Source organism: Chitinophagaceae bacterium, from assembly GCA_030053935.1.
Classification (GTDB): Bacteria; Bacteroidota; Bacteroidia; order Cytophagales; family JASGCU01; genus JASGCU01.
The window spans coordinates 15378-35648 of the sequence record JASGCU010000006.1 but is presented as its reverse complement, the minus strand read 5'-3'; the positions used below and the strand labels follow the sequence as shown (position 1 = coordinate 35648).

Annotated in this window: 14 protein-coding genes; 7 read left to right on the top strand and 7 right to left on the bottom strand. The window is 33.1% G+C overall.

Annotated features, from left to right (window positions below):
• The first annotated feature begins 450 nt into the window (after positions 1-450).
• The 4 genes from QM536_01575 (at position 451) to QM536_01560 (ending at position 10691) form a co-directional block, all read left to right on the top strand.
• Positions 451-2343 (top strand): TonB-dependent receptor, encoded by a 1893-nt coding sequence (locus QM536_01575; GenBank protein ID MDI9355701.1) that lies wholly within the window; start codon positions 451-453, stop codon positions 2341-2343.
• Between the two features lie 606 nt (positions 2344-2949).
• Positions 2950-8019 (top strand): FG-GAP-like repeat-containing protein, encoded by a 5070-nt coding sequence (locus QM536_01570; protein MDI9355700.1) that lies wholly within the window; start codon positions 2950-2952, stop codon positions 8017-8019.
• Between the two features lie 46 nt (positions 8020-8065).
• Entirely contained in the window at positions 8066-9136 is a 1071-nt protein-coding gene (locus QM536_01565) for a ferredoxin--NADP reductase (GenBank protein MDI9355699.1), read from the top strand.
• 391 nt (positions 9137-9527) lie between these two features.
• Entirely contained in the window at positions 9528-10691 is a 1164-nt protein-coding gene (locus QM536_01560; protein ID MDI9355698.1) for a PLP-dependent aspartate aminotransferase family protein, read from the top strand.
• 39 nt (positions 10692-10730) lie between these two features.
• Here QM536_01560 and QM536_01555 read toward each other — a convergent pair whose 3' ends face one another.
• The 4 genes from QM536_01555 to QM536_01540 all read right to left on the bottom strand — a co-directional run bounded on the left by QM536_01555 (position 10731) and on the right by QM536_01540 (position 13954).
• Positions 10731-11114, bottom strand: a complete 384-nt coding sequence (locus QM536_01555; protein ID MDI9355697.1) for a DUF1801 domain-containing protein — start codon at positions 11112-11114, stop codon at positions 10731-10733.
• A 3-nt stretch (positions 11115-11117) separates the two neighbouring features.
• Positions 11118-12374, bottom strand: a complete 1257-nt coding sequence (locus QM536_01550) for a lipase family protein (protein ID MDI9355696.1) — start codon at positions 12372-12374, stop codon at positions 11118-11120.
• Between the two features lie 229 nt (positions 12375-12603).
• Positions 12604-13770: an MFS transporter gene (locus tag QM536_01545; protein MDI9355695.1), complete on the bottom strand. Its 1167-nt coding sequence runs from the start codon at positions 13768-13770 to the stop codon at positions 12604-12606.
• 49 nt (positions 13771-13819) lie between these two features.
• Positions 13820-13954, bottom strand: a complete 135-nt coding sequence (locus tag QM536_01540) for a hypothetical protein (protein MDI9355694.1) — start codon at positions 13952-13954, stop codon at positions 13820-13822.
• A gap of 559 nt (positions 13955-14513) precedes the next feature.
• Between QM536_01540 and QM536_01535 the strand changes: the two genes are divergently transcribed.
• Together QM536_01535 and QM536_01530 are read left to right on the top strand one after the other, a co-directional pair.
• Positions 14514-14897, top strand: coding sequence for a DUF1304 domain-containing protein (locus tag QM536_01535; GenBank protein ID MDI9355693.1), 384 nt, complete (start codon positions 14514-14516; stop codon positions 14895-14897).
• A 23-nt stretch (positions 14898-14920) separates the two neighbouring features.
• Positions 14921-15172: a hypothetical protein gene (locus QM536_01530; protein ID MDI9355692.1), complete on the top strand. Its 252-nt coding sequence runs from the start codon at positions 14921-14923 to the stop codon at positions 15170-15172.
• A 7-nt stretch (positions 15173-15179) separates the two neighbouring features.
• On the opposite strand, the gene QM536_01525 is transcribed toward QM536_01530, so the two are convergent.
• Positions 15180-15920: an RNA methyltransferase gene (locus QM536_01525; protein MDI9355691.1), complete on the bottom strand. Its 741-nt coding sequence runs from the start codon at positions 15918-15920 to the stop codon at positions 15180-15182.
• Between the two features lie 7 nt (positions 15921-15927).
• Here QM536_01525 and QM536_01520 point away from each other — a divergent pair, with 7 nt between their 5' ends.
• A complete protein-coding gene (locus tag QM536_01520) occupies positions 15928-18480 on the top strand; it encodes a BamA/TamA family outer membrane protein (GenBank protein ID MDI9355690.1) in 2553 nt (850 codons plus the stop codon).
• Positions 18481-18506: 26 nt separating this feature from the next.
• On the opposite strand, the gene QM536_01515 is transcribed toward QM536_01520, so the two are convergent.
• Both QM536_01515 and QM536_01510 read right to left on the bottom strand, forming a co-directional pair.
• Positions 18507-18722 (bottom strand): hypothetical protein, encoded by a 216-nt coding sequence (locus tag QM536_01515; protein ID MDI9355689.1) that lies wholly within the window; start codon positions 18720-18722, stop codon positions 18507-18509.
• Between the two features lies 1 nt (position 18723).
• Positions 18724-20250 (bottom strand): GH3 auxin-responsive promoter family protein, encoded by a 1527-nt coding sequence (locus QM536_01510; protein ID MDI9355688.1) that lies wholly within the window; start codon positions 20248-20250, stop codon positions 18724-18726.
• Between the last annotated feature and the right edge of the window lie 21 nt (positions 20251-20271).

The window sequence follows — 20271 nt, the reverse complement described above, 5'->3', positions numbered from 1 at the left end:
TCAAAAAAAATCACATACAATAAGACCGTTGTGAAACTAAAACACACACCTTATTTTTACATAAGTTTATCCTAATCCCTTAAAATGAGAGATTTATTGCATAGTAGAATTATCCTTTCGCAACAGTCTTAATGAGTGTAAATAATCCCAACATTCGGAAATATGTACTATTTTATGTATCTGTATCACTTTTATGTGTTAAAATTAGAAAAGAAATTGGAACATATGCCAAAAATAACCAAAATAAATAGTATGTTATTATTTTATTTTTTTACCAGTTTCAATGTTATTAAGAGCGAAAAGAAGTTATGAATTGAGAAGGAAATTATGAATTGTAAATAATAAGAAGGAGCGTCTCATAAATGCTCTCTTTTTTTGTTTTTTTACAAAAATAAATTTTCAGACCCACTTTCATAAAGAAAAATACAAGCCACCACATTTCTATAAATTATGAAAAAAAATACTCTCCCTGTGCTTCTTCTACTATATATAGGTTGCTTGAATGTATCTGCCCAAAACGATACTATTTTTCTCAAAGATGTATATATACATTCTCTCAAACCAACAAATTATGCAACAGGATTTCGGGTTACCTATTCCGATTCTTTGGATATACAAAAAATGAACTTCTCTTCCCTCTCTGAAGTTCTGCAGCAAGAAGGTATATTTTTTAACAACTATGGCAATGGCATGCTCTCCTCTATTAGCTTGAGAGGTACCAGCTCTCAGCATACTTCTTTATTGTGGAATGGCTTCCCCGTAGAATACCCCTCTTTAGGGCAGTATGATTTTGCTCTCATTTCCCCTATTCTGACGGAGAATATATCTATACATTATGGAGGAAGTAGTGCTTTCGTTGGATCGGGAGCTATAGGAGGAAGTATTCAAATAGAAGAAGATATGCCTCACAAATACGGTATCTCTTTTTTAGGAAAGGGAGGGAGTTTTGATACCTATTTACTGGGGCTGAAAGGAGCTTTTGCTTTCAAAAAATTCTCTTTTCATACCGCATTTTTTTATCAAAGTTCTGCAAATAAGTATTCTTATAGAAATAATACCAAGCCCAATAATCCCATAGAAACCCAACAAAACGGCAGTTTTACTAATGGAGGAATAAAAATGAGCATACAATACGCTCTTTCTGAAAAAAAAAATATACAAGTAGATACATGGGCTTCTCATTTTTTTAGAAATATTATAAATCCGTATACAATCCCTCTTCCCTTAAATACTCAAGAAGACGGTTCTGTGAGAACCAATATTTCTTATAATGCCCTTACTAAAAAAAAAAGAACCTATAAAATACAAGGAGCATATTTTTACGACCTCTTACTGTTCAATACTACATACAATACTACCCATCAATTTTTAGGAAAATTACAAAGCGAATACGCTCTGTATTCACAGTTAGATATACAGTATGGAATTTTTATGAGGCATCTTCTTTTGAAAATTCCCTATTATACAGCCGATAAGCAAGAAACAAGATTAGAGGGTTTTTTAGGAGCTACATGGATCCCCTTCCCGAAGTGGAAAATAAGTGCTTATTATAGAATGACGATTATAAATAGCTCTTTTATACCTTTTACCCCCTCCTTAGGGCAAACTTTGAAAGTTCTTGCCAAAGAAAAAACAAGTATCTTTCTCAAAAACCAAATCAATAGAAGTTATAGATATCCCTCTGCAAATGAAAGGTACTGGGTTCCAGGAGGAAACCCCGATATACGTCCTGAAATAGGATGGAATATAGATATAGGAGCATTAGGAATATTCAAAACCCCAAAAACCAATGCAGAAATAGAAATTACCTATTTTCATCACTGGATACATGATTGGATTCTCTGGTCACCTCACCAAACAAATAATTATTGGATACCACAAAATATTCGCAAAGTATATTCTTCAGGTATACACTTTTCTTTTTCTTTAGTAAAAAAACTTTCTTTCTTTATTCTCAAACAAAATATACATTATTTTTTCACCCAAGCCCTTATAAATGATACATCAGAAGGGTATTTTCAAAAATACTTACCCTACTATCCCATCCATAATGGAACCTATTCTCTTTCTTTCCTCCTAAAAAATGTAGAAATACAAAATTATATCTCTTATACCGGAAAACGCTTTACCAGCTTAGACAATAAAAACACCCTATCTGCTTATATAATTTGGAATGCTTCTATTGGATATACATGGAATCATTTTTTTACTATTTTTTCTGTGAACAATATACTCAATACAGATTATGAAATTTTAGAATACAGACCTCTTCCAAAAATCAATTTCTCCATTACTCTTCGTTATGAAATCCCTTTTCATAACTTTTCACATACAAAATGGTAAGAAAAACAATTTTTATAATACCAATAAAGACATCCCTTTTCTTGTCCTGTAAGATTCATACTCTTTAGGAGGGTTCTAAAAATTCAAAATTACCTTATTTTGTTGGTAAATAAGGTTGAAGAAGTAATTGGTATATTTTGACCTCCCCCAACCCCTCACGAAAACGTGTTAGGTTTTGAAAACCTAACACGTTTTCGTGGAGGGGAGGTCAATTAGAATTTTAATTTTTAGAACCCATCTTTATTTTTTTTCATTCTTCATACATTACAATATTTTTGTTTCGGTGCTACCCATCTTTTGTTTCTATTTTATTTTTTCTACAAAAATGACACAACTACGTCGCTTTTTAAACCCTGTAATATTTGTAAAAAAACAAATACAAATAAAATGAACTTCAAGCCCATAGTATTCGTGAAATACAATATTTGTTTTTTATGTTTTTAATTCGCAATAATCTCATCTTATAAACAATAAAAAGTATGTAAAACAGAACAAAATAAAAAAACATAAAAAAACATTGTATTATTACTCTTTCAAAATAATACAATCCATTTTTACTCTCTCATCTTAATAAAATGCTTATTAAATAACCTAAAATATTCAATCATGAAAATCAAACCATTAGTACTCTTTACTTCTTTATTTTTATTATTGCTGGTATGCTCATCCACAGAAGCACAATTTGTAACCGTACCAAATGCTTTTATGCCAATAGATTCCACATCTAAAATACCTGTTTATAATACATTTGCAGATATAGATAATGATGGTTACTTGGATTTTTTGTCTCTGTACCGTGAAGGAGGATCTCCCACATTAGAAATATATAAAAATAATACAGGAACATCTTTTACCAAATACCCAATCTCTTTTAGCATTGATGCTACTGTTAATGGGAGTAGTATATTTGCAATCGGCGATGCAGATAATGATGGTGATATAGATATAGCATTGGGAACATCTTTATTCACAAACAATGATTCACTCGATGCTACAGGCACACCTACCTTTCGTCGCACTATTATTACTAATAATAGTGAATCACTATACAGCTTGGTGGATTTCAACAATGATGGACTTTTGGATATCTTTTCTTCTGTTGCGCGAGGAAGTATTGAAAATTCTCTCTACCGTAACGATGGTACGGGATTTTCTCTCTTGCAACAAAGAGTTTTTGGTCTTGTAGGATCTGCTACCGAAGGTCCGTTATTTGCCGACTTTGATAATGATGGAGATAAGGATGGGTTCTATTATGGAAATCAGTCTAATTCTGTAGCGAGTACTTATGCTGGGTCAAGATACTATGAGAATAATGGAGGGGTTTTTAATGAAATATGGTATAATGATTCCATATATATACTATCAGCGGAGATCATGGATGGAGATAAGGATGGGTATATAGATATAGCTGCTCTGGGACATAATAGAGGATCTGGTGACATACTCTTTTATTTACCAAATAGGGAGAGAACCACAGGGATTTTTCAAAGAGTATCTTCTGTTTTATCTGCTTTGGAAGGATCCGACACTCGACTCTCTGCAGGAGATTATAACAATGATGCCACAACAGACATACTTATAAACAATCGTGTGGATATATTTACCCATACAGGAACCGGTTTTTTTAGTAGGTTGAGTACTTATACTTCTTCCGAGCATGGTGTTAATATTTTTGGAGATGTGGATAATGATGGGGATTTGGATATTGTTTCCCGCACTAGCACAAGGATTATTCTCTCTAGAAATGAAGGAACAGTTCCGAATACTCTTCCTTCCGCTCCACTCAACATTCACTATTCGGGGAGTGGAGGAATCAGCACCTTTTCTTGGCAGAGTGCTACTGATAGAGAAACACCACAAAAAGGTCTGAGCTATACTCTCTATTTTGGTAGCAAAGAACACAAAAATATACTGCGAGCATCTCATTCTTTTACTGAGGGACCCCATAAAGGAAGAAGAAAAATAGCAGAGAGAGGGGATATACAAGGAAATAGCTACTGGATGAGACATTTTCCTGTCAGCGGGTCAGGAATTTATTATTGGGGAGTACAAGCAGTAGATGAGGCATGGGCAGGGGGACCATTTGCTGAAGATAGCGTTCTCTTTGTTATTCCTACTATACTCCGCCAAACTCACAATGGATTTGTACTGAAATGGCAACAAATACCCAACATGCCGGGAATAGAATACAGAATAGATATATCTCGAGAGAAAGATTTTAGTTCCTTTGCCCCCGGATACAAACAGAGGGTTCTTTCTCTCAATACAGATTCTCTGGTCATAACGGAACTCAATCCCGATACATACTATTGCCGAATAGTTTCCCACCTCAACAAAAGGACTTTCATCTCCCCATCTGTCTCTGTCTCGCTCCCTCTCTATACAGAAATAAGCTCTTCTGCTTTTACCTTTACCCCACAATTAAATGCTGTAAGCGACTTTGCTGATTATAATAATGATGGATACTTAGACCTCTTCGTAGCATCTACCGCCGGAATAAATCTCTATACAAACAATGGGGGAACTGCTTTTACGAGAAGCAGTCAAACATTTAATAACTCTGTATATAATAATGCTTCTCTCAGCATAGGAGACATTGATGGCAATACATTTGTAGATATAATCGCAGGAAGCTTTACTTCCTCCGCAACAAACCCAACTACTCTCTATAAGAACACGAATGGTACGTTTTCTCATACCAACAGTGGTATAAATGGAGTCACAGGAACAGCCAGCAGTATAAACGACTACGATAATGACGGTGATATGGATGTATTTATTGCAGGAGGAATAAGCGGTGCTTCCTCTACTCTTTTTAAAAATAGCAACAACACAGGTTTTACCTCATGTAATCCTCAATGTCATAGTATCTCATTTGCAGATGCCCATGTAGATTTTGACTTTGATAACGATGGGGATATAGATATCGTTACCAATAATGCGAGTGGTAATAATGGTAGCCAACAAGAAGTGTACGTATTTAATAATACAGGTATGGCACGCTTCAGGGGACAAGATAATACTGCCGAGCAGGTTGAAAAACTATATAGAGGAAAATTTATTGCAGCAGATTATAATAATGATGGCAGGAGAGACCTCCTGTATGCGGGAGGATATCTTGGATATGATACTTATAGAGCTGTTTCTTTCTTAGAGAGAAATGATGGTATCGTTCCGCTTACAAGAGTCACAAGCCCCATACCAAGATTAACATATCCTACTCTGAACTTTGCAGATTATGATGGCGATGGGGACTTTGATATATTTATATCAGGATATACTCGATATTTTTCTTCTTTGGGTTCCGTTGTTTGTTCTCTGTATAAAAATAGCAATGGAGAATTTATCCCTGCAGAAGAAGTAATAAGCAATTATCCTGTATCGGACGGCGGAAGTAGTTTTGCAGATTATGATAACGATGGGGACTTAGATTTTTTTATAATAGGAGGAACAATGCTTAATGGTTCTGACGTTTTTACTACTCCTATAGCGAAGCTGTATAGGAATGAAAGTTTGGATAAGAATAGCAGACCGGGAGTTCCTCGTAATTTACAGAGTTCTGTCTCTGCAGGTAATAGGGTTACATTGGTATGGGAAAGTTCTCGAGATGAAGAAACCGCTGAGAAGACATTAAATTACAATCTGTATGTAGGCACTACAAGAGGAAGGGACAATATTCGTTCTTCTCATGCTTTTATAGGAGGAGCGAATGATGGAATTCGTAAAATAGTGGGTCAAGGTACCATTCAGGGAAATATATATTGGTTGAGTGGCTTGGCAAATGGTAAATATTATTGGAGTGTTCAGGCAATAGATGCGGGATTTTCGGGAAGCCCTTGGGGAGCTCAGGATAGTTTTGTTATCTCATCTACCATAAGAACAGCCGATACGATTACATTTTCTGCCCTTCCCCAGAAGACATTAGGAGATGCACCATTTACCATCAGTACTACCAGCAAATCATCACTTCCCATACAATATATAAGTACTAATACTCAAATAGCCACAGTAAATGAAAATACTATCCACATACACGCAGCGGGAACTACTTCTATCATAGCTCTTTCCACAGGTAATAATACGTATTATGCCGCAATACCTGTTTCTCGAGATCTCCGTGTGAGTAAAAATCCTCAACAACTGAGATTCTTTCGTCAGATAGAAAGAAAAACTGTTGTGGATCCCTACTTTGTTCTGAATCATGCCTCTGCAAGTAGCAATCTCAAAGTACTCTATAGCAGCTCTATGCCATCTATTGTGGATATTTATGAAGATACCATAGGGGTTATCTATAAAACAGGTACTGTTGTTATTACAGCCTATAATAAGGGTAATGCAAATTATACTTCTGCGAAAGATACTTTTGTTTTAGAAGTAACCAAAAAGGACCAGAGCATACGTTTTGTAAATATTCCCGCAGATAGAACATATGGGGACCGTGCTTTTATACTGGTAGCAACATCCCATAGCGCTTTACCCATCTCTTTCAGCAGCTCTTCTTCTGCTATTATAAGAATTCTTCAGAATACAGCCACCATTAACGGAGCAGGCACCACCAATATCACAGCATATAACCTTGGGGATGATTTCTACTTTGAGGCTTCTGTTTCTCAAATAATAACCATACAGAAGGGTACCCAAACCATCACTTTTCTACAACTTTCTGATAAGACGTATGGAAATGCTCCTTTTCTATTAACCGCATCAAGCAGTAGTTCCTTACCCATAAGCTATTCTTCTTCGAATACTATAATAGTTCTCTCCCGTAATACAGTCAATATTGTTTGGGCTGGTCCAACCAGTATTACTGCTTACCAGACAGGAAATGAAAACTATCTACCCGCCGAATCGAAAACAATATCTTTAAGAATATTTCCTACCTCATCTATAAGTATAAATAAACAAAGCCAGCATATAGTATTTTTAGAAATCCCTCACAAAAGCATTGGAGATGCTCCATTTATTCTCACCGCTACTTCCCAAAGTTATCTTGAAATACTGTTTTCTACCTCCAGTAATGTTGTATCCTTGTCCAAAAATACAGTAACCATAGTATCAACCGGAGCAGTAGAAATAACTGCCTACAATACAGGAGATGAATTTTATGATGCCGAAAGCATCCGAAGACAATTTATTATTATAGACCCAAATAAAAAAACTCAAAGTATAACCTTTCCCGATGTGCCTACTCTTTCTATCAATAGCACTTATACTCTGCTTGCAACAGCAAGTAGCAGTTTGCCTGTGAGTTATATGGCAAATAGTAACTTGTTAACTATAACAGGTAATACTATTACTACCATGAGAGTCGGAACAGTCACCGTTACCGCTTTTCAAAATGGAAATGCAGAATATAATCCTGCCAATAGCCAAGAAAAAATAATAACTATTACAGAATTCGGAGATCCATTGACCCTTATAAAAACCTATAATTCCTCCATAAAACTCTACCCTAACCCTGCCAAGGACTACATCACTATAAAAAGTAACGTGAAAATAGAAGCATACAAAATATACGATAAATCTGGAAAAATACTCCTGCTTTCAAAACGGATAATACCACCTTTAGAATGGAAAATAGATATCAAGCATCTTTCAAAAGGAGAGTACATAGTAATAATGTATGGAGAAGGAGGAAGAATATTGAAAACAGAAAAAATAATAAAAGAAAGGTAATGTAAAAATATTTTCATTAAACCCACTCACAAAACTTTATTTACAAATGAATCTTTTTACAAAAAACAAAAGCACCAATACTCTCAAAATAAAAGAAATACATTCTCTTACAAAAGACACAATTGCCATTATCTTTGAAGATATTCATAAACTGACCTATAAACCAGGCCAGTATATAACCTTTTTATTAGAAAAAAGGGGAAAAAAATACAAAAGAGCATATTCTCTCTCCTCTTCTCCATTCTTAAAAGAATTCCCATCTGTAGCCATTAAAAAAATCCCCAACGGTGTTATGACTGAGTTCATTCACAAGACACTTCGGGCGGGGGATACCTTACAAATTATCCCACCCTTAGGGAATTTTACCGTAACCTGTTCTCCAAAAAATAAAAGACATCTTCTCTTTTTTGCAGGAGGAAGCGGTATCACCCCCCTATTTTCGATGGTGAAATCCATCATCCATCAAGAACCACAAAGCAAGATATTACTCGTATATGCAAATAGGGACTTTGAATCTATTATTTTTAGAAAAGAATTAGAGCATATCCAAAATACAAATCCCCAAAGATTGCAAATAATACATATACTAGAACAACCATTTGAAAACTATGAAACATACAAAGGATTTATCACACATGACATCATAAAATCTCTAGTACAGGAAGTATCAGATACCGTTCCATTAGCAAAAGAATACTATACATGCGGACCCGCCCCGATGATGGATATAATAATAGAAAGCTTACAAACATTAGGAATACCAAAAAATACCATTCATAAAGAAGTATTTGTATCCTTTCCCGATGATGAATCCAATGATAATATTGCTCCCACAAATTCAAAATCCAGTAAAGTCACTATTTTATTACAAGGGCAGGAGTTTTTTATAGATGTCCCTCATAATAAAACCATTTTAGAAGTAGGACTATCCCATAACATAGATATGCCATACTCCTGTCAAAGTGGTATCTGCACCGCATGTAGAGGAAAACTTATAACAGGAAAAGTGCAAATGAAAGAAATAGATAGCTTATCCGATGAAGAAAGACAAAATAACTACATACTCTGCTGTGTCTCTCAGCCTAGAACACAAGATATTACTATTGCAATAGAATAACAATAATGAGCAGATACGATAAAGAGTCCGAAAAGTCTTTTTTACAAGAATATTGAGTTTTAAAACTATTGATAATCAAATTTTACAAAGTTATAAACTTATCAAAAGAAAACTTTCTGGGTGGACTCAACGTTAAAGGCATGAATTTTTATGATATTTTTGCTTTTGCGTAAGGCGAGTAAATAATATATATTATTTATACATTTTAAAAACTATTTTTACTCAAAATTTATCGAAAAAATATATATTATGGTTATGTGCTTCAAAAGCAAAATGTATTAAAAACAGAGAAAATAATAATCAATAAACCATTTTAGTAATATATAATCAACATAATAAGAGAATGAATGGATTTGTCTCATACCATACATAAAAACATACTTTATACAAAATGAAAATAAAAGACACAAAATTTGCAACAAAAGCCGTCCATGCAGGTGTCCAACCCGACCCGACCACAGGAGCAATAATGACACCCATTTATCAAACTTCTACTTTCGTCCAAGAAAGCCCCGGAATTCATAAAGGATATGAATACGCAAGATCTCAAAATCCCACCAGAACAGCATTAGAAACAGCCATAGCCATTTTAGAAAACGGAAAATATGGACTTTCTTTTTCCAGTGGTTTGGCAGCTACGGATGCGGTTCTCAAACTTTTGAAACCAGGTGATGAAGTTATTGCCTGTAATGATCTGTATGGAGGAAGCTATAGAATATTTCTAAAAATATTCCAACCATTTGGCATCAAATTTCATTTTGTAAATATGGAAAATCCAAAAAATATAATCCCATATATAACCCAAAAAACAAAACTGATATGGATAGAAACCCCTACCAATCCTCTTATAAACATAATAGATATAGAACAAGTAACCTCTATCGCAAAAGCAAAAAATATCCTTACCGCCGTTGACAATACATTTGCATCCCCATATATTCAAAATCCTCTTACCTTAGGAGCAGATATTGTGATGCACTCTGCTACCAAATATATGAGCGGACATAGTGATGTCATACAAGGTGCTTTGATGATGAATGATTCGGAACTCAGAGATAAACTCTATTTTATTCAAAAAAGCTGCGGGGCAGTTCCCGGACCACAAGATTGTTTTTTAGTATTAAGAGGATTAAAAACTCTACATTTGCGGATGGAAAGACACTGTTTCAATGCAGAAAAAATAGCATACGCTCTCAAAGAAAACACACAAGTAGAAAAAGTATTTTGGAATGGGTTTACCGACCACCCAGGATATAAAGTATCTCAGAAACAAATGAGATTGTTTGGAGCAATGCTCAGCTTTACTCTCAAAAATACAAATCCCGAATATATAAAAAAGGTTCTCTCTTCTACTTCTATATTTTCATTGGCAGAAAGTTTAGGTGGGGTAGAATCTCTCATAAATCATCCCGCAAGTATGACACACGCTTCCATTCCTAAAGAAGAACGCCTCAAAAATGGACTCACAGATAATCTCATCCGATTAAGTATAGGAATAGAAGATAGCGATGACCTCATATATGATATAAATACTGCTTTGAAAAGTACCATATAATAAATACGTTCTTTCTTTGGGAGTATATAAAGTCTCTTTCTATCCTCTTTGAAAAGATGACTTGGTTTCCTTTTTCTGATTTTCCATGGCTCTAAATTTCACTATACGAGATATAAGATCAAAAGGAATAGGTTTATCAATAGGAAACTGAACAGAACCTTTCCCTCGTTTATAATGTGAAAGTTCTTCAGCAAACTCCGAATGACCCGATGGAGTAGCATAGAATCCTATATGATGTCTATAAGCTCCAAAATACACAAGTGGTTTTCCATATAATTTATACGCAGGCATACCATAACTTATCTGCTCTGATACCTCAGGAATATTCTCTTTTATAATCACACGTATTTTTTGCAATATCTCTTGAACATCTTGTGGAAAACTATGAATATATTCTTCCACATCACGAAAAGTAGTATTCATTAATTATCGTAACATCAATAGCTTAGCAGCTACATCATTTATATATGGATAAACCGAAGTCAGATGATTTCCGTTTGGTATTGTTGTGAGAGTGACATTTTTTGCTCCTTTGCTTAAAAAAAGATTATAAGTATCTACAGAGTTTTCATAAAAAACAGTTACATCTGCATCCCCATGATACATATACATAGGAATGTTCGGTGTCCAATCTATCAAACTATTAGAAACAAGAGCATCTCTCATGTTTTTATATTTAGCATCGGTATCAAAATTTTTAATGGCATCGGCATTAATAAGATTGGGAATACTAGTGGTAAGTTCCTTGTTAATATCACTACTTTTTTTTGTTCCATCAAAAAGGGAGACGAGTTTCGATGTGTATGGTTCTTGAAACATGTCAGATAATGGATTTGTCCAACTATACGTGTTTTTATAGGAAAGTGCAACAAACGCTATATAGAATGGATTATCATACTGGGTAAGAGTAAAAAATTTCTCCTGCATTTTTTTTACATAATACCCTCCCGAAGCTGGAAAAGATGCTGTTAATTGAAAACCATCTAATCCATTTTTTTCAATATATTTATGTGTAGCCATTGTCACGTATCCTCCTTCGGAATAACCAACTAAAAATAGTTTATTATTAAATATCACGTTTTTATCTGTGGATAGTTTTTTAGCTGCTTTCAGCATATCTACCACACTACCTGCCATTACATCAGCCACATAGTATGGATGTAAAATTTGTTTCGATGCACCAAATCCTATATAATCAGGTATTACTCCAATAAATCCCGTTCCCGAAAGAACATTTACTAAAGATACCTCAGAAGTAAGATTCCCTGCATTTTGGGTTGGAGCTTCAGAATGGGCAACTATAGTCCCATGCTGATAACTAAACATTCCAAATGCTTTAGTTGTATTTTTAGGTAATGCCACTAACCCCGAAGCATCTACGAGTTCTCCTTTGTAAGTCGTTTTATAAACTATGGTATAGAGATCTACATCATATTTTATCTCTGTTGCGTCAAAGGTGAGTCCAACACTCTTTACTAAATTTGCTACCGATGTTAAATCTGCAATAGTACGAGTATCGCCTACAAGAGAAAAACTTACTAAATCTCCTGCATTATAAATTGGGACTTCGATCTTTTTCTCGCAGCTTACTAAGAGAACCCCACTTATTAATACACATACTCCTTGTTTTTTTACTTTGAAAAAACAATAAAAAAGCATCTTTTTTAATGTGCTATCTTGCATTTTATTTTTAATTTGTTACTATAATATGAACCATAAAAAATGAGAAACTCAATAATTTGTTAACTTTCAAGTTTTATATACAATGGACAACGTCAATATATACATTTGAAAATAATATACTTACCTTACACAAAAAATATAATAAAATTTCATACTTTTAACATTGTAAATCATTCATGTATTATATTTTCTCTAAAAATTAAAAAAAATTGCACCTATATACACAAACTTATTTTTTCTCTTTCATGAAAAAAGTAAGAAGTACTATAAAACCTCCTATCATTGCTACTACAGCAAAAGAATATCGAAGATTACTATAATGAGAAATGTAGCCTATAAGGGGCGGTCCAAATAAAAAACCTGAAAAACCAATAGAAGAAACCAGAGAAAGAGCAAAACTTGGTGGTATCTTTTGAGAATTACCTGCAATAGTATACGCAACAGGAACAACAGAAGAGCTCCCCAAACCCACCAAAGTAAACCCCAAAGTGGCAAATACCAAAGACGGAAACAGAACTGCAAGAAGAAGACCACTACACATAAGTATTCCGCTTATAATAAGCATACGCCTTGTCCCCATCATATTTGTAATGGTATCACTTATAAATCTCCCCATAGCCATCGTAAATAAAAACGCAGAGTACCCCACTAATATCAACTCTTTATCTACTTTTACTACATCTCTAAAATACACTCCACTCCAATCAAACATACAGCCCTCACACACTAAACCACAAAATGCTATCACTCCTATTTTTACCAATGCAGAATCGGGCTTATAAAATACTATCTTCTTTTTTTCAATACTATTGGCAGGCTTATCCGAAGAAAGAAACGAATGCACTAAGAGTACTCCCGATAACACAAAGCATAACATCAAAAAAAAATGATACGCAGGAACTATACTATATGAGGTCATAAATAACCCTATAAAAGCACCTACAAAACCCGATAAACTCCATAATCCATGAAAACTGGCTATGATAATCTTACCATATATTTTCTGAACCAACAACGCCTGAGTATTCATAGAAATATTTAACACATTACCACAAAAACCAAATATCAAAAGCACTCCACAGAGTATATATATACTTTTTACAACCCCAATACAGAGCAATAAACACATATAACAAACCATCGCAGACACAAGAACTCGCTTACTGCCAAACCTCTGAATGAGATAACCCGTTGATAACAACGCAAGCAAACTCCCTATAGGAATTATCAACAGCATATTCCCTAATGTTGCATCTGACAACAGAAAGTACGTTTGAATATCAGGAATACGAGAAGCCCAGCTTGCAAAAGTCATTCCAAAAAAGAAAAAAAAAGAACCCACAGCTATACGTAACCGAAGCGGTTGAGGTATCTTTTTCAATATAGTAAGCACCATCTCTTGTTTTCTTAAAAATAAATAAACCTCTTTTATATAAGATGTAATCTCAATCCGTATCGTTTCTTCTATTTCTATATTTCTCAGATAATATTCTGAATACTTTTATACCTCGTATCACATCGTCTACTAAAACTTTATTGGAATATATCTCCCTATTTTCTTTTTTATATTCTTTAATCATGTTTTTTCATTGCTTTGAAGCACCAAAATAATTTCCTTAGTTAATATATGTACAAGTACTTAATTTTTTATCGTATGTTGTTTTTTGTTCCCATAGTAATAATTTTGAGAGCGTTAAATAGAGATAAATTTATAAAAAAATGTGTTGGGGCGTTCTAAAAATTCAAATCCTAAAAACTGTATCCCTTAAAAACCAATAGTTACCAACACTTTTTTTGAAGAAATCAATTTTTAGAACCCACCTTTATCTTTTTCCCAATTAAGTACATAATATATTAGGAAGTATTTATTATTTTATGTACTTGTATGATTTTTACAAGTTTAAATTAACAAAAATTTTGAACATATATCAAGAGTAACCGAAATAAATACTATGTTATTGAGTCCTCTACAAAAATTCTTTTTTGATGCACTTATAGTTTTGTAAATGTTTGATTGTCAATAATTTTAAAACTCAATATTTCTGATTTCTGTAAAGGTGATTTTTTGGAGTATACTCATTATTATTTTATTTTTTTTACCATTCTCTATATTATTAAGAGCATAAAGACTCATAAACTATGTGGTTCATCATTCATTTTTTCATTTGCATAATAGCTTTGTTTCATACTTATATTTTTTGGTTTGAAATGTTCGCATGGACAACAAGAGGTCCAAAGATATTCACTCATTTTTCTAAGGAATTATTTTCAAAAACAAAGGCTTTTGCAGCTAATCAAGGGCTTTATAATGGTTTTTTGGTAGCAGGTTTAGTGTGGAGTTTATGCATTCAAGATGTGGAATGGAAAAGTTACGTAGCGTACTTCTTTTTAGTATGTGTTTCTATCGCCGGAATTTTCGGGTCTTTCACAGTAAATAAAAAAATATTTTTTGTGCAGGGGTTACCTGCTCTGGTGACTCTATTATTAATGATATTAAACAAGATATTATCTATTCCATTATAACCATTATCTCGATAGTAAATAGTATGTTATCACTTCAAAAAAAGATATTTCTTTTTATTTTTTTAGTGTTTTTTTTGGTAAAAAAGACGGATGCACAATGCTCTATGTGTAGAAGTAATATAGAAACACACATCACAGAGCATAATACGGTAGAGGTAGGGGAGAATCTCAATGCGGGGATTTTATATCTTTTGAGTACTCCTTATATATTGATAGGGGTAGTTATGTATCTTTGGTATAAAAGGGCAAGAAGGGCAAGCTCTCAAAAACAATAGATCTTACTCATGATCTCATAAAAGCGTCACAAATAATTCCCGTAGCAACTGCTACATTCAGAGATTCTGCATTTCCAAACTTCGGTATAGTGATTTTTTTATCAATAAAAGAGATACATTCTTGGCTGATGCCTTTGGATTCATTGCCAACGAGGAGTATTCCTTTTTTTTGAAATGCTGTATTGTGTAAAGATTCGCCGTCTAATGTTGCTCCATAGACAGTGCATTGTTTTTGTCCTAATATGGGTATTAATGGAGTATAAAAAAAATGGACTCTTGTGATAGATCCCATACATGCTTGTACTACTTTTGGAGAAAAAATGTCAGTAGTATCGGGAGATGCGTATATTTTTTGTATATTATACCAATCTGCGATGCGAATAATAGTTCCAATATTTCCTGGGTCGCTTATAGAATCTAAAAAAATAGTCCATTCATCAGCATGAGGCAAAGAAAATGGGGATTCAGGCATTTTTACTATTGCAATACCTGTATTATTTTTCATTAAAAATGAAATGGAGTTGAGTTCGTTTTGAGATATTATAAAAATATTTTTGATATTGTTGGTTTGTAGATGTTCTATTTCATAAAAAAAATCTTTGGTCACATAAAGTTCCATTATTTGAAAGGATGAGTTCCATATTTCTAATAAAGATTTTTTTCCTTCCACCACAAAAAGTTTTTCAGAGTATCGTTTTTTTTTTTCTTGGAGTGATTGAATGTGTTTTATTTTTACCTTAGATATCATATTATAAATGTTTATTTTTTATCATAAAAGATTTTTTTTTCACGGTTGTGTTTGTTTTCTTCTGTTTCTTTTTACTTCCTGTTCTGAGAATATATATCTCAAAAAAGATGAGAAGATTTTATTTTCTCAAAATATAAAAGGAGGAACAAAATTAGATAGAAGTAAGTTAAAAACATTTTTTAGGCAAGTTCCTAATCAAAGAATTTTAGGTTTTCCTCTCTATACACATCTTTATAAGTATGGAGAAAAAAGATATAATATAGATTCTCTCAAAAAAAAAATAGAGAAAACAGAATATATGTATGCACAAAAAAAACAAGAAAGAGAGAAAATAGGTGAAAGACAGATACAAAGGGTTCTTATGAAACAAACAGAAGCACTCACATCGATAGAAAATAGGTATAAGAATACTACACAAAAGAGAGAGGAAGAGAAGAAAAAAAAAGAGCATTTTTACGGGAGGAAAATAAAAAAAGTAAAAGAACGAACAGAAGAAAAAAAAAAAAAAATAGATAGTAAACAAACAGAAGCGACAGAGAACATACAGAGCGTTATAAAAAATGGAACCACATTTATGAGGTGGGGAGAAGAACTTGCGATATACCAACCTGATTTTACTAAAATAACAGTAGATAGGATTCAGCAGCACCTTTACAACGAGGGTTACTTTAACGCAAAAGTATATCCCGAAACAAAAGAAGTTTCTCATAAAGTTTTTGTCACGTATAGGATAGATGAAAAAAAACATTATACTATAGATTCTCTTTTCTATAATATATCCGATTCCTCTATACATTCTCTTATTGATGCTCATAAAAATGAGTCCTTTTTTAAAAAAAATATCAGATACTCTACTCAAAGTATTGAAAATGAAAGGAGGAGAATTTTTAATCTGTTAATAAATAATGGATATTTTTATTTTTCGATAGAATCTGTACTTTTTAAAATAGATACCCATACCCTCAAAAGCAACAAAATCATTGTGATTGTAGAAATTCTTAAAAATAAGAAGTCGCCTCTTGTTTCTAAAAAAATAACCATAGATTCGGTATCATTTATAGAATTTACAGATGATAAACAGTGGGATCCCAAACATTCTTTTTATAAAGGTATTTATTTTGAAGCAAATACGAGAACCAAAACACTTATTTCCAAGATACTTATAAAGCCCCATCAAATGTATAGATATCAAAATAATTTTTTTACTCAACAAAATTTTTCTCGTATTGATATTTACAAATCAGTAAATTTTAAGTTTGATACTACCCATTCCAAAAATTCTGTCACCATTTATGCTGAAAAACTAAAAAAATATAATACAAAAGTAGAAGGAGGAATAAATTTAATACAAGGTCTCTTAGGACCTTTTGGTAGTGTAAGTTTTAAGGCAAGGAATCTGTTAAGAAGATTAGATATTTTGGAAATATCTGCTCAGGGCTTATTTGATGGGCTATTCCCTGTTATATATGATGCAGATAATGTATATAGAAATTTTGAATACGGAGCGAATATAAACATATCTTTCCCTGAGATACTTTTTATTTCAAAAATAGTGCCAAAAAATATCCAATATAAAAATACTCATACTCAATTTTCGGGAGGATATAGTGTTTTAGATAGATTCATAACCCGAGAGAGGACCTATAAATCAGATGCTTTGAATGCTTCTTTCTTATATGGATTAGAAAATAATGATGAATTAACAAATAAAAAACAAAAATATTCTATCAATATTTTACAAGGAAGTTTGTTGGGGTATCAAGTTTCTGAAGCTTTTCAGCAAGATATAGACAGCTTTCCTGTTCTGAAAAATTCTATAAATTCATCTTTCATAACGAATAGTGGTATAAGTATGCAGAGTGTTCAAAGTAAAAATATAAAAGGGAGGATTCACAATACTTCTTATAATATATTTTTAGAAATAGCATATAGTTTAGATTACTTAGGGATAAAAAAAATAATAGGAGAAGATAAACAGTCATTTCAATATGTAAGATTAGGTATTGACTATAAAAAAAGTATTATTTTTCATAAAGGGATTACCCTTGCTTATAGATTCAATTCGGGGATAATACTCAACTATAATGGCAAAAGCACTGGGGTAGATATTCCATACACAAAACATTTTTTTGTAGGAGGAAGTAATGGAATACGCGCATGGTATCCACGCAGATTAGGACCTGGTTCTAATCCAGATACGTCTATAACGGAACGTCCGGGTAATATTCTTTTGGAAGGAAGTATTGAGATGAGGCAAAAGATAATCAATATATTGGAATGGGCTCCTTTTATTGATTTTGGAAATGTATGGCTTTCAGAGAAAGATAATGAAAGAGACAATGCAGATTTTAAAGTAAATAGGTTTTTAACAGAAATAGCTGTTGGCGGGGGAATAGGATTGAGGTTTAATCTCTCTTTTCTTTTGATAAGATTAGATTATGCTTTTAAACTGTATGACCCGAGCAAAACTCCTTCTGAAAAATGGATATTTGAGTTTTATAATAGATATAAGTTAGCAGATATATCTCTTTTACATTTTGCAATAGGGTACTCTTTTTAGTTTTTTATAGCGAGCCGATTCGGTGGTTAGATGTTCTTCTTGAGGATAATTTTGTTACATTCGGTATCTGTATTGATAGTTTTGCCGCAGTATCCGCAGGTAGTTTCTCCGTTTTTTTGGAGATATGGATTTTGAGAGGCACAAGTTCCCTTAAATTCACCATCTTTCAGGAATAATATTCTTACGGACATAAGTATAAAAAAGAGAGCAATAACAGCGATAGAAAATAAGAAAGTAATCATTTTATATATTTTTTTGTTTCTGTATAAACTGAAATAAGTCGGTAACATATTCTCTATCATTAGAGAGTCGGGGGATTTTATTTTGTCCACCGAGTTTTTGTTTTGTTTTCATCCATTCGTAGAAAGTTCCTTTTTTGAGGACGTGTATATATGGTTTTTGGAGGGCAAGGTCTTTTTCTCTTTTTGCTTCGTAGTCGGAGTTGAGTTTTTTTAATGCATTATCTAATGTTTCGGTAAAAAGTTCTATATTTTCGGGTTCCTTGTCAAATTCTATGAACCATTCGTGGTATGCTTTTTTATTTTCTTCAAAGTAGAATGGGGCGGCAGTGAAGTTAGAAAAGATTGCGTTGGTTTTTTCACAAGCATTTGCTATGGATATTTCTGCGTTTTCTATTATAAGTTCTTCTCCGAAGGCGTTTATGTAGTGTTTTGTGCGTCCTGTGATTTTAATTCTGTAGGGGTTCAGAGATGTAAATCTGATAGTATCTCCTATTTTATATCTCCAAAGTCCTGAGTTGGTAGTTATAACTATGGAATAGTTTGTATTGAGTTCTACTTCGGATAATGGGATAATTTTGGGATTGAGGGTTTCATTATATTGGGTTTCTATAAACTCGTAAAAGATTCCATAATCTACCATGAGGAGCATTTCCCTTGATTCTGGTAGGTCTTGTATTGCAAAAAAACCTTCGGAGGCATTGTATGTTTCTAAATAGTGAAAATTATTTGTAGGGATCAGTTTTTGAAATATGGGTTTGTAGGGTTCAAAATTAACAGCACCGTGGACAAAAAGTTCTAAATTATTCCATACTTCTAAAATATTATTTTTTTTTGTTATTTCTAATATTTTTTTGAGGAGTATTACTGTCCATGTAGGGACTCCTGATATATTTGTAATATTTTGGGATATGGTTTCTTGGGCTATTTTTTCTATTTTATGCTCCCATTTATCCATAAGAGCAACTTTGAGAGTAGGTGTGGTATATATTTTGGTCCATATTGGGAGGTTTTTTAGAATGACGGCGGATATATCTCCATAGTAGGTTTTGGATGTGGTATTCAGTGGGTTTATTTGTTGGCTTCCGCCTATAGTAAGTCCTTTTCCGGTAAAAACTTTTGTATCGGGGTAATTATTTATGTAAAAAGAGAGGAGGTCTTTTCCTCCTTTAAAGTGGCATTCGTATAAGGTTTCGTAGGAAACGGGGATAAATTTACTTTTTGCATTTGTAGTACCTGAAGATTTTGAGAACCATTGTATTTTTGAATTCCATAGAACATTTGATTCTCCTTTCATAATGCGTTCTATATATGGGAATAGTTCTTCGTATACCACTATTGGAACTTGAGAAGAGAATTGAGAGTATGTATGTATGCTTGAGAATCCGTATTTTTTACCGTATTCTGTTTTTTGTGCTTTTTTTATGAGGTTGTAGAGTATTTTTTGTTGTACTTCGTTTGGGTATTTTGTTAAGTAGTTTATATGGGTAATTCTTTTTTGCAGTATTTGTTTTATGAAATATGATATCATTTTTTGTTTGCTTTTTACTGT

Coding starts and splice junctions, on each gene's coding strand:
- QM536_01530 (MDI9355692.1), top strand. CDS start 14,921: ATGTTATCACTTCAAAAAAAGATATTTCTTTTTATTTTTTTAGTGTTT.
- QM536_01545 (MDI9355695.1), bottom strand. CDS start 13,770: ATGGTGCTTACTATATTGAAAAAGATACCTCAACCGCTTCGGTTACGT.
- QM536_01550 (MDI9355696.1), bottom strand. CDS start 12,374: ATGCAAGATAGCACATTAAAAAAGATGCTTTTTTATTGTTTTTTCAAA.
- QM536_01560 (MDI9355698.1), top strand. CDS start 9,528: ATGAAAATAAAAGACACAAAATTTGCAACAAAAGCCGTCCATGCAGGT.
- QM536_01525 (MDI9355691.1), bottom strand. CDS start 15,920: ATGATATCTAAGGTAAAAATAAAACACATTCAATCACTCCAAGAAAAA.
- QM536_01555 (MDI9355697.1), bottom strand. CDS start 11,114: ATGAATACTACTTTTCGTGATGTGGAAGAATATATTCATAGTTTTCCA.
- QM536_01515 (MDI9355689.1), bottom strand. CDS start 18,722: ATGATTACTTTCTTATTTTCTATCGCTGTTATTGCTCTCTTTTTTATA.
- QM536_01520 (MDI9355690.1), top strand. CDS start 15,928: ATGTTTATTTTTTATCATAAAAGATTTTTTTTTCACGGTTGTGTTTGT.
- QM536_01570 (MDI9355700.1), top strand. CDS start 2,950: ATGAAAATCAAACCATTAGTACTCTTTACTTCTTTATTTTTATTATTG.
- QM536_01510 (MDI9355688.1), bottom strand. CDS start 20,250: ATGATATCATATTTCATAAAACAAATACTGCAAAAAAGAATTACCCAT.
- QM536_01575 (MDI9355701.1), top strand. CDS start 451: ATGAAAAAAAATACTCTCCCTGTGCTTCTTCTACTATATATAGGTTGC.
- QM536_01540 (MDI9355694.1), bottom strand. CDS start 13,954: ATGATTAAAGAATATAAAAAAGAAAATAGGGAGATATATTCCAATAAA.
- QM536_01535 (MDI9355693.1), top strand. CDS start 14,514: ATGTGGTTCATCATTCATTTTTTCATTTGCATAATAGCTTTGTTTCAT.
- QM536_01565 (MDI9355699.1), top strand. CDS start 8,066: ATGAATCTTTTTACAAAAAACAAAAGCACCAATACTCTCAAAATAAAA.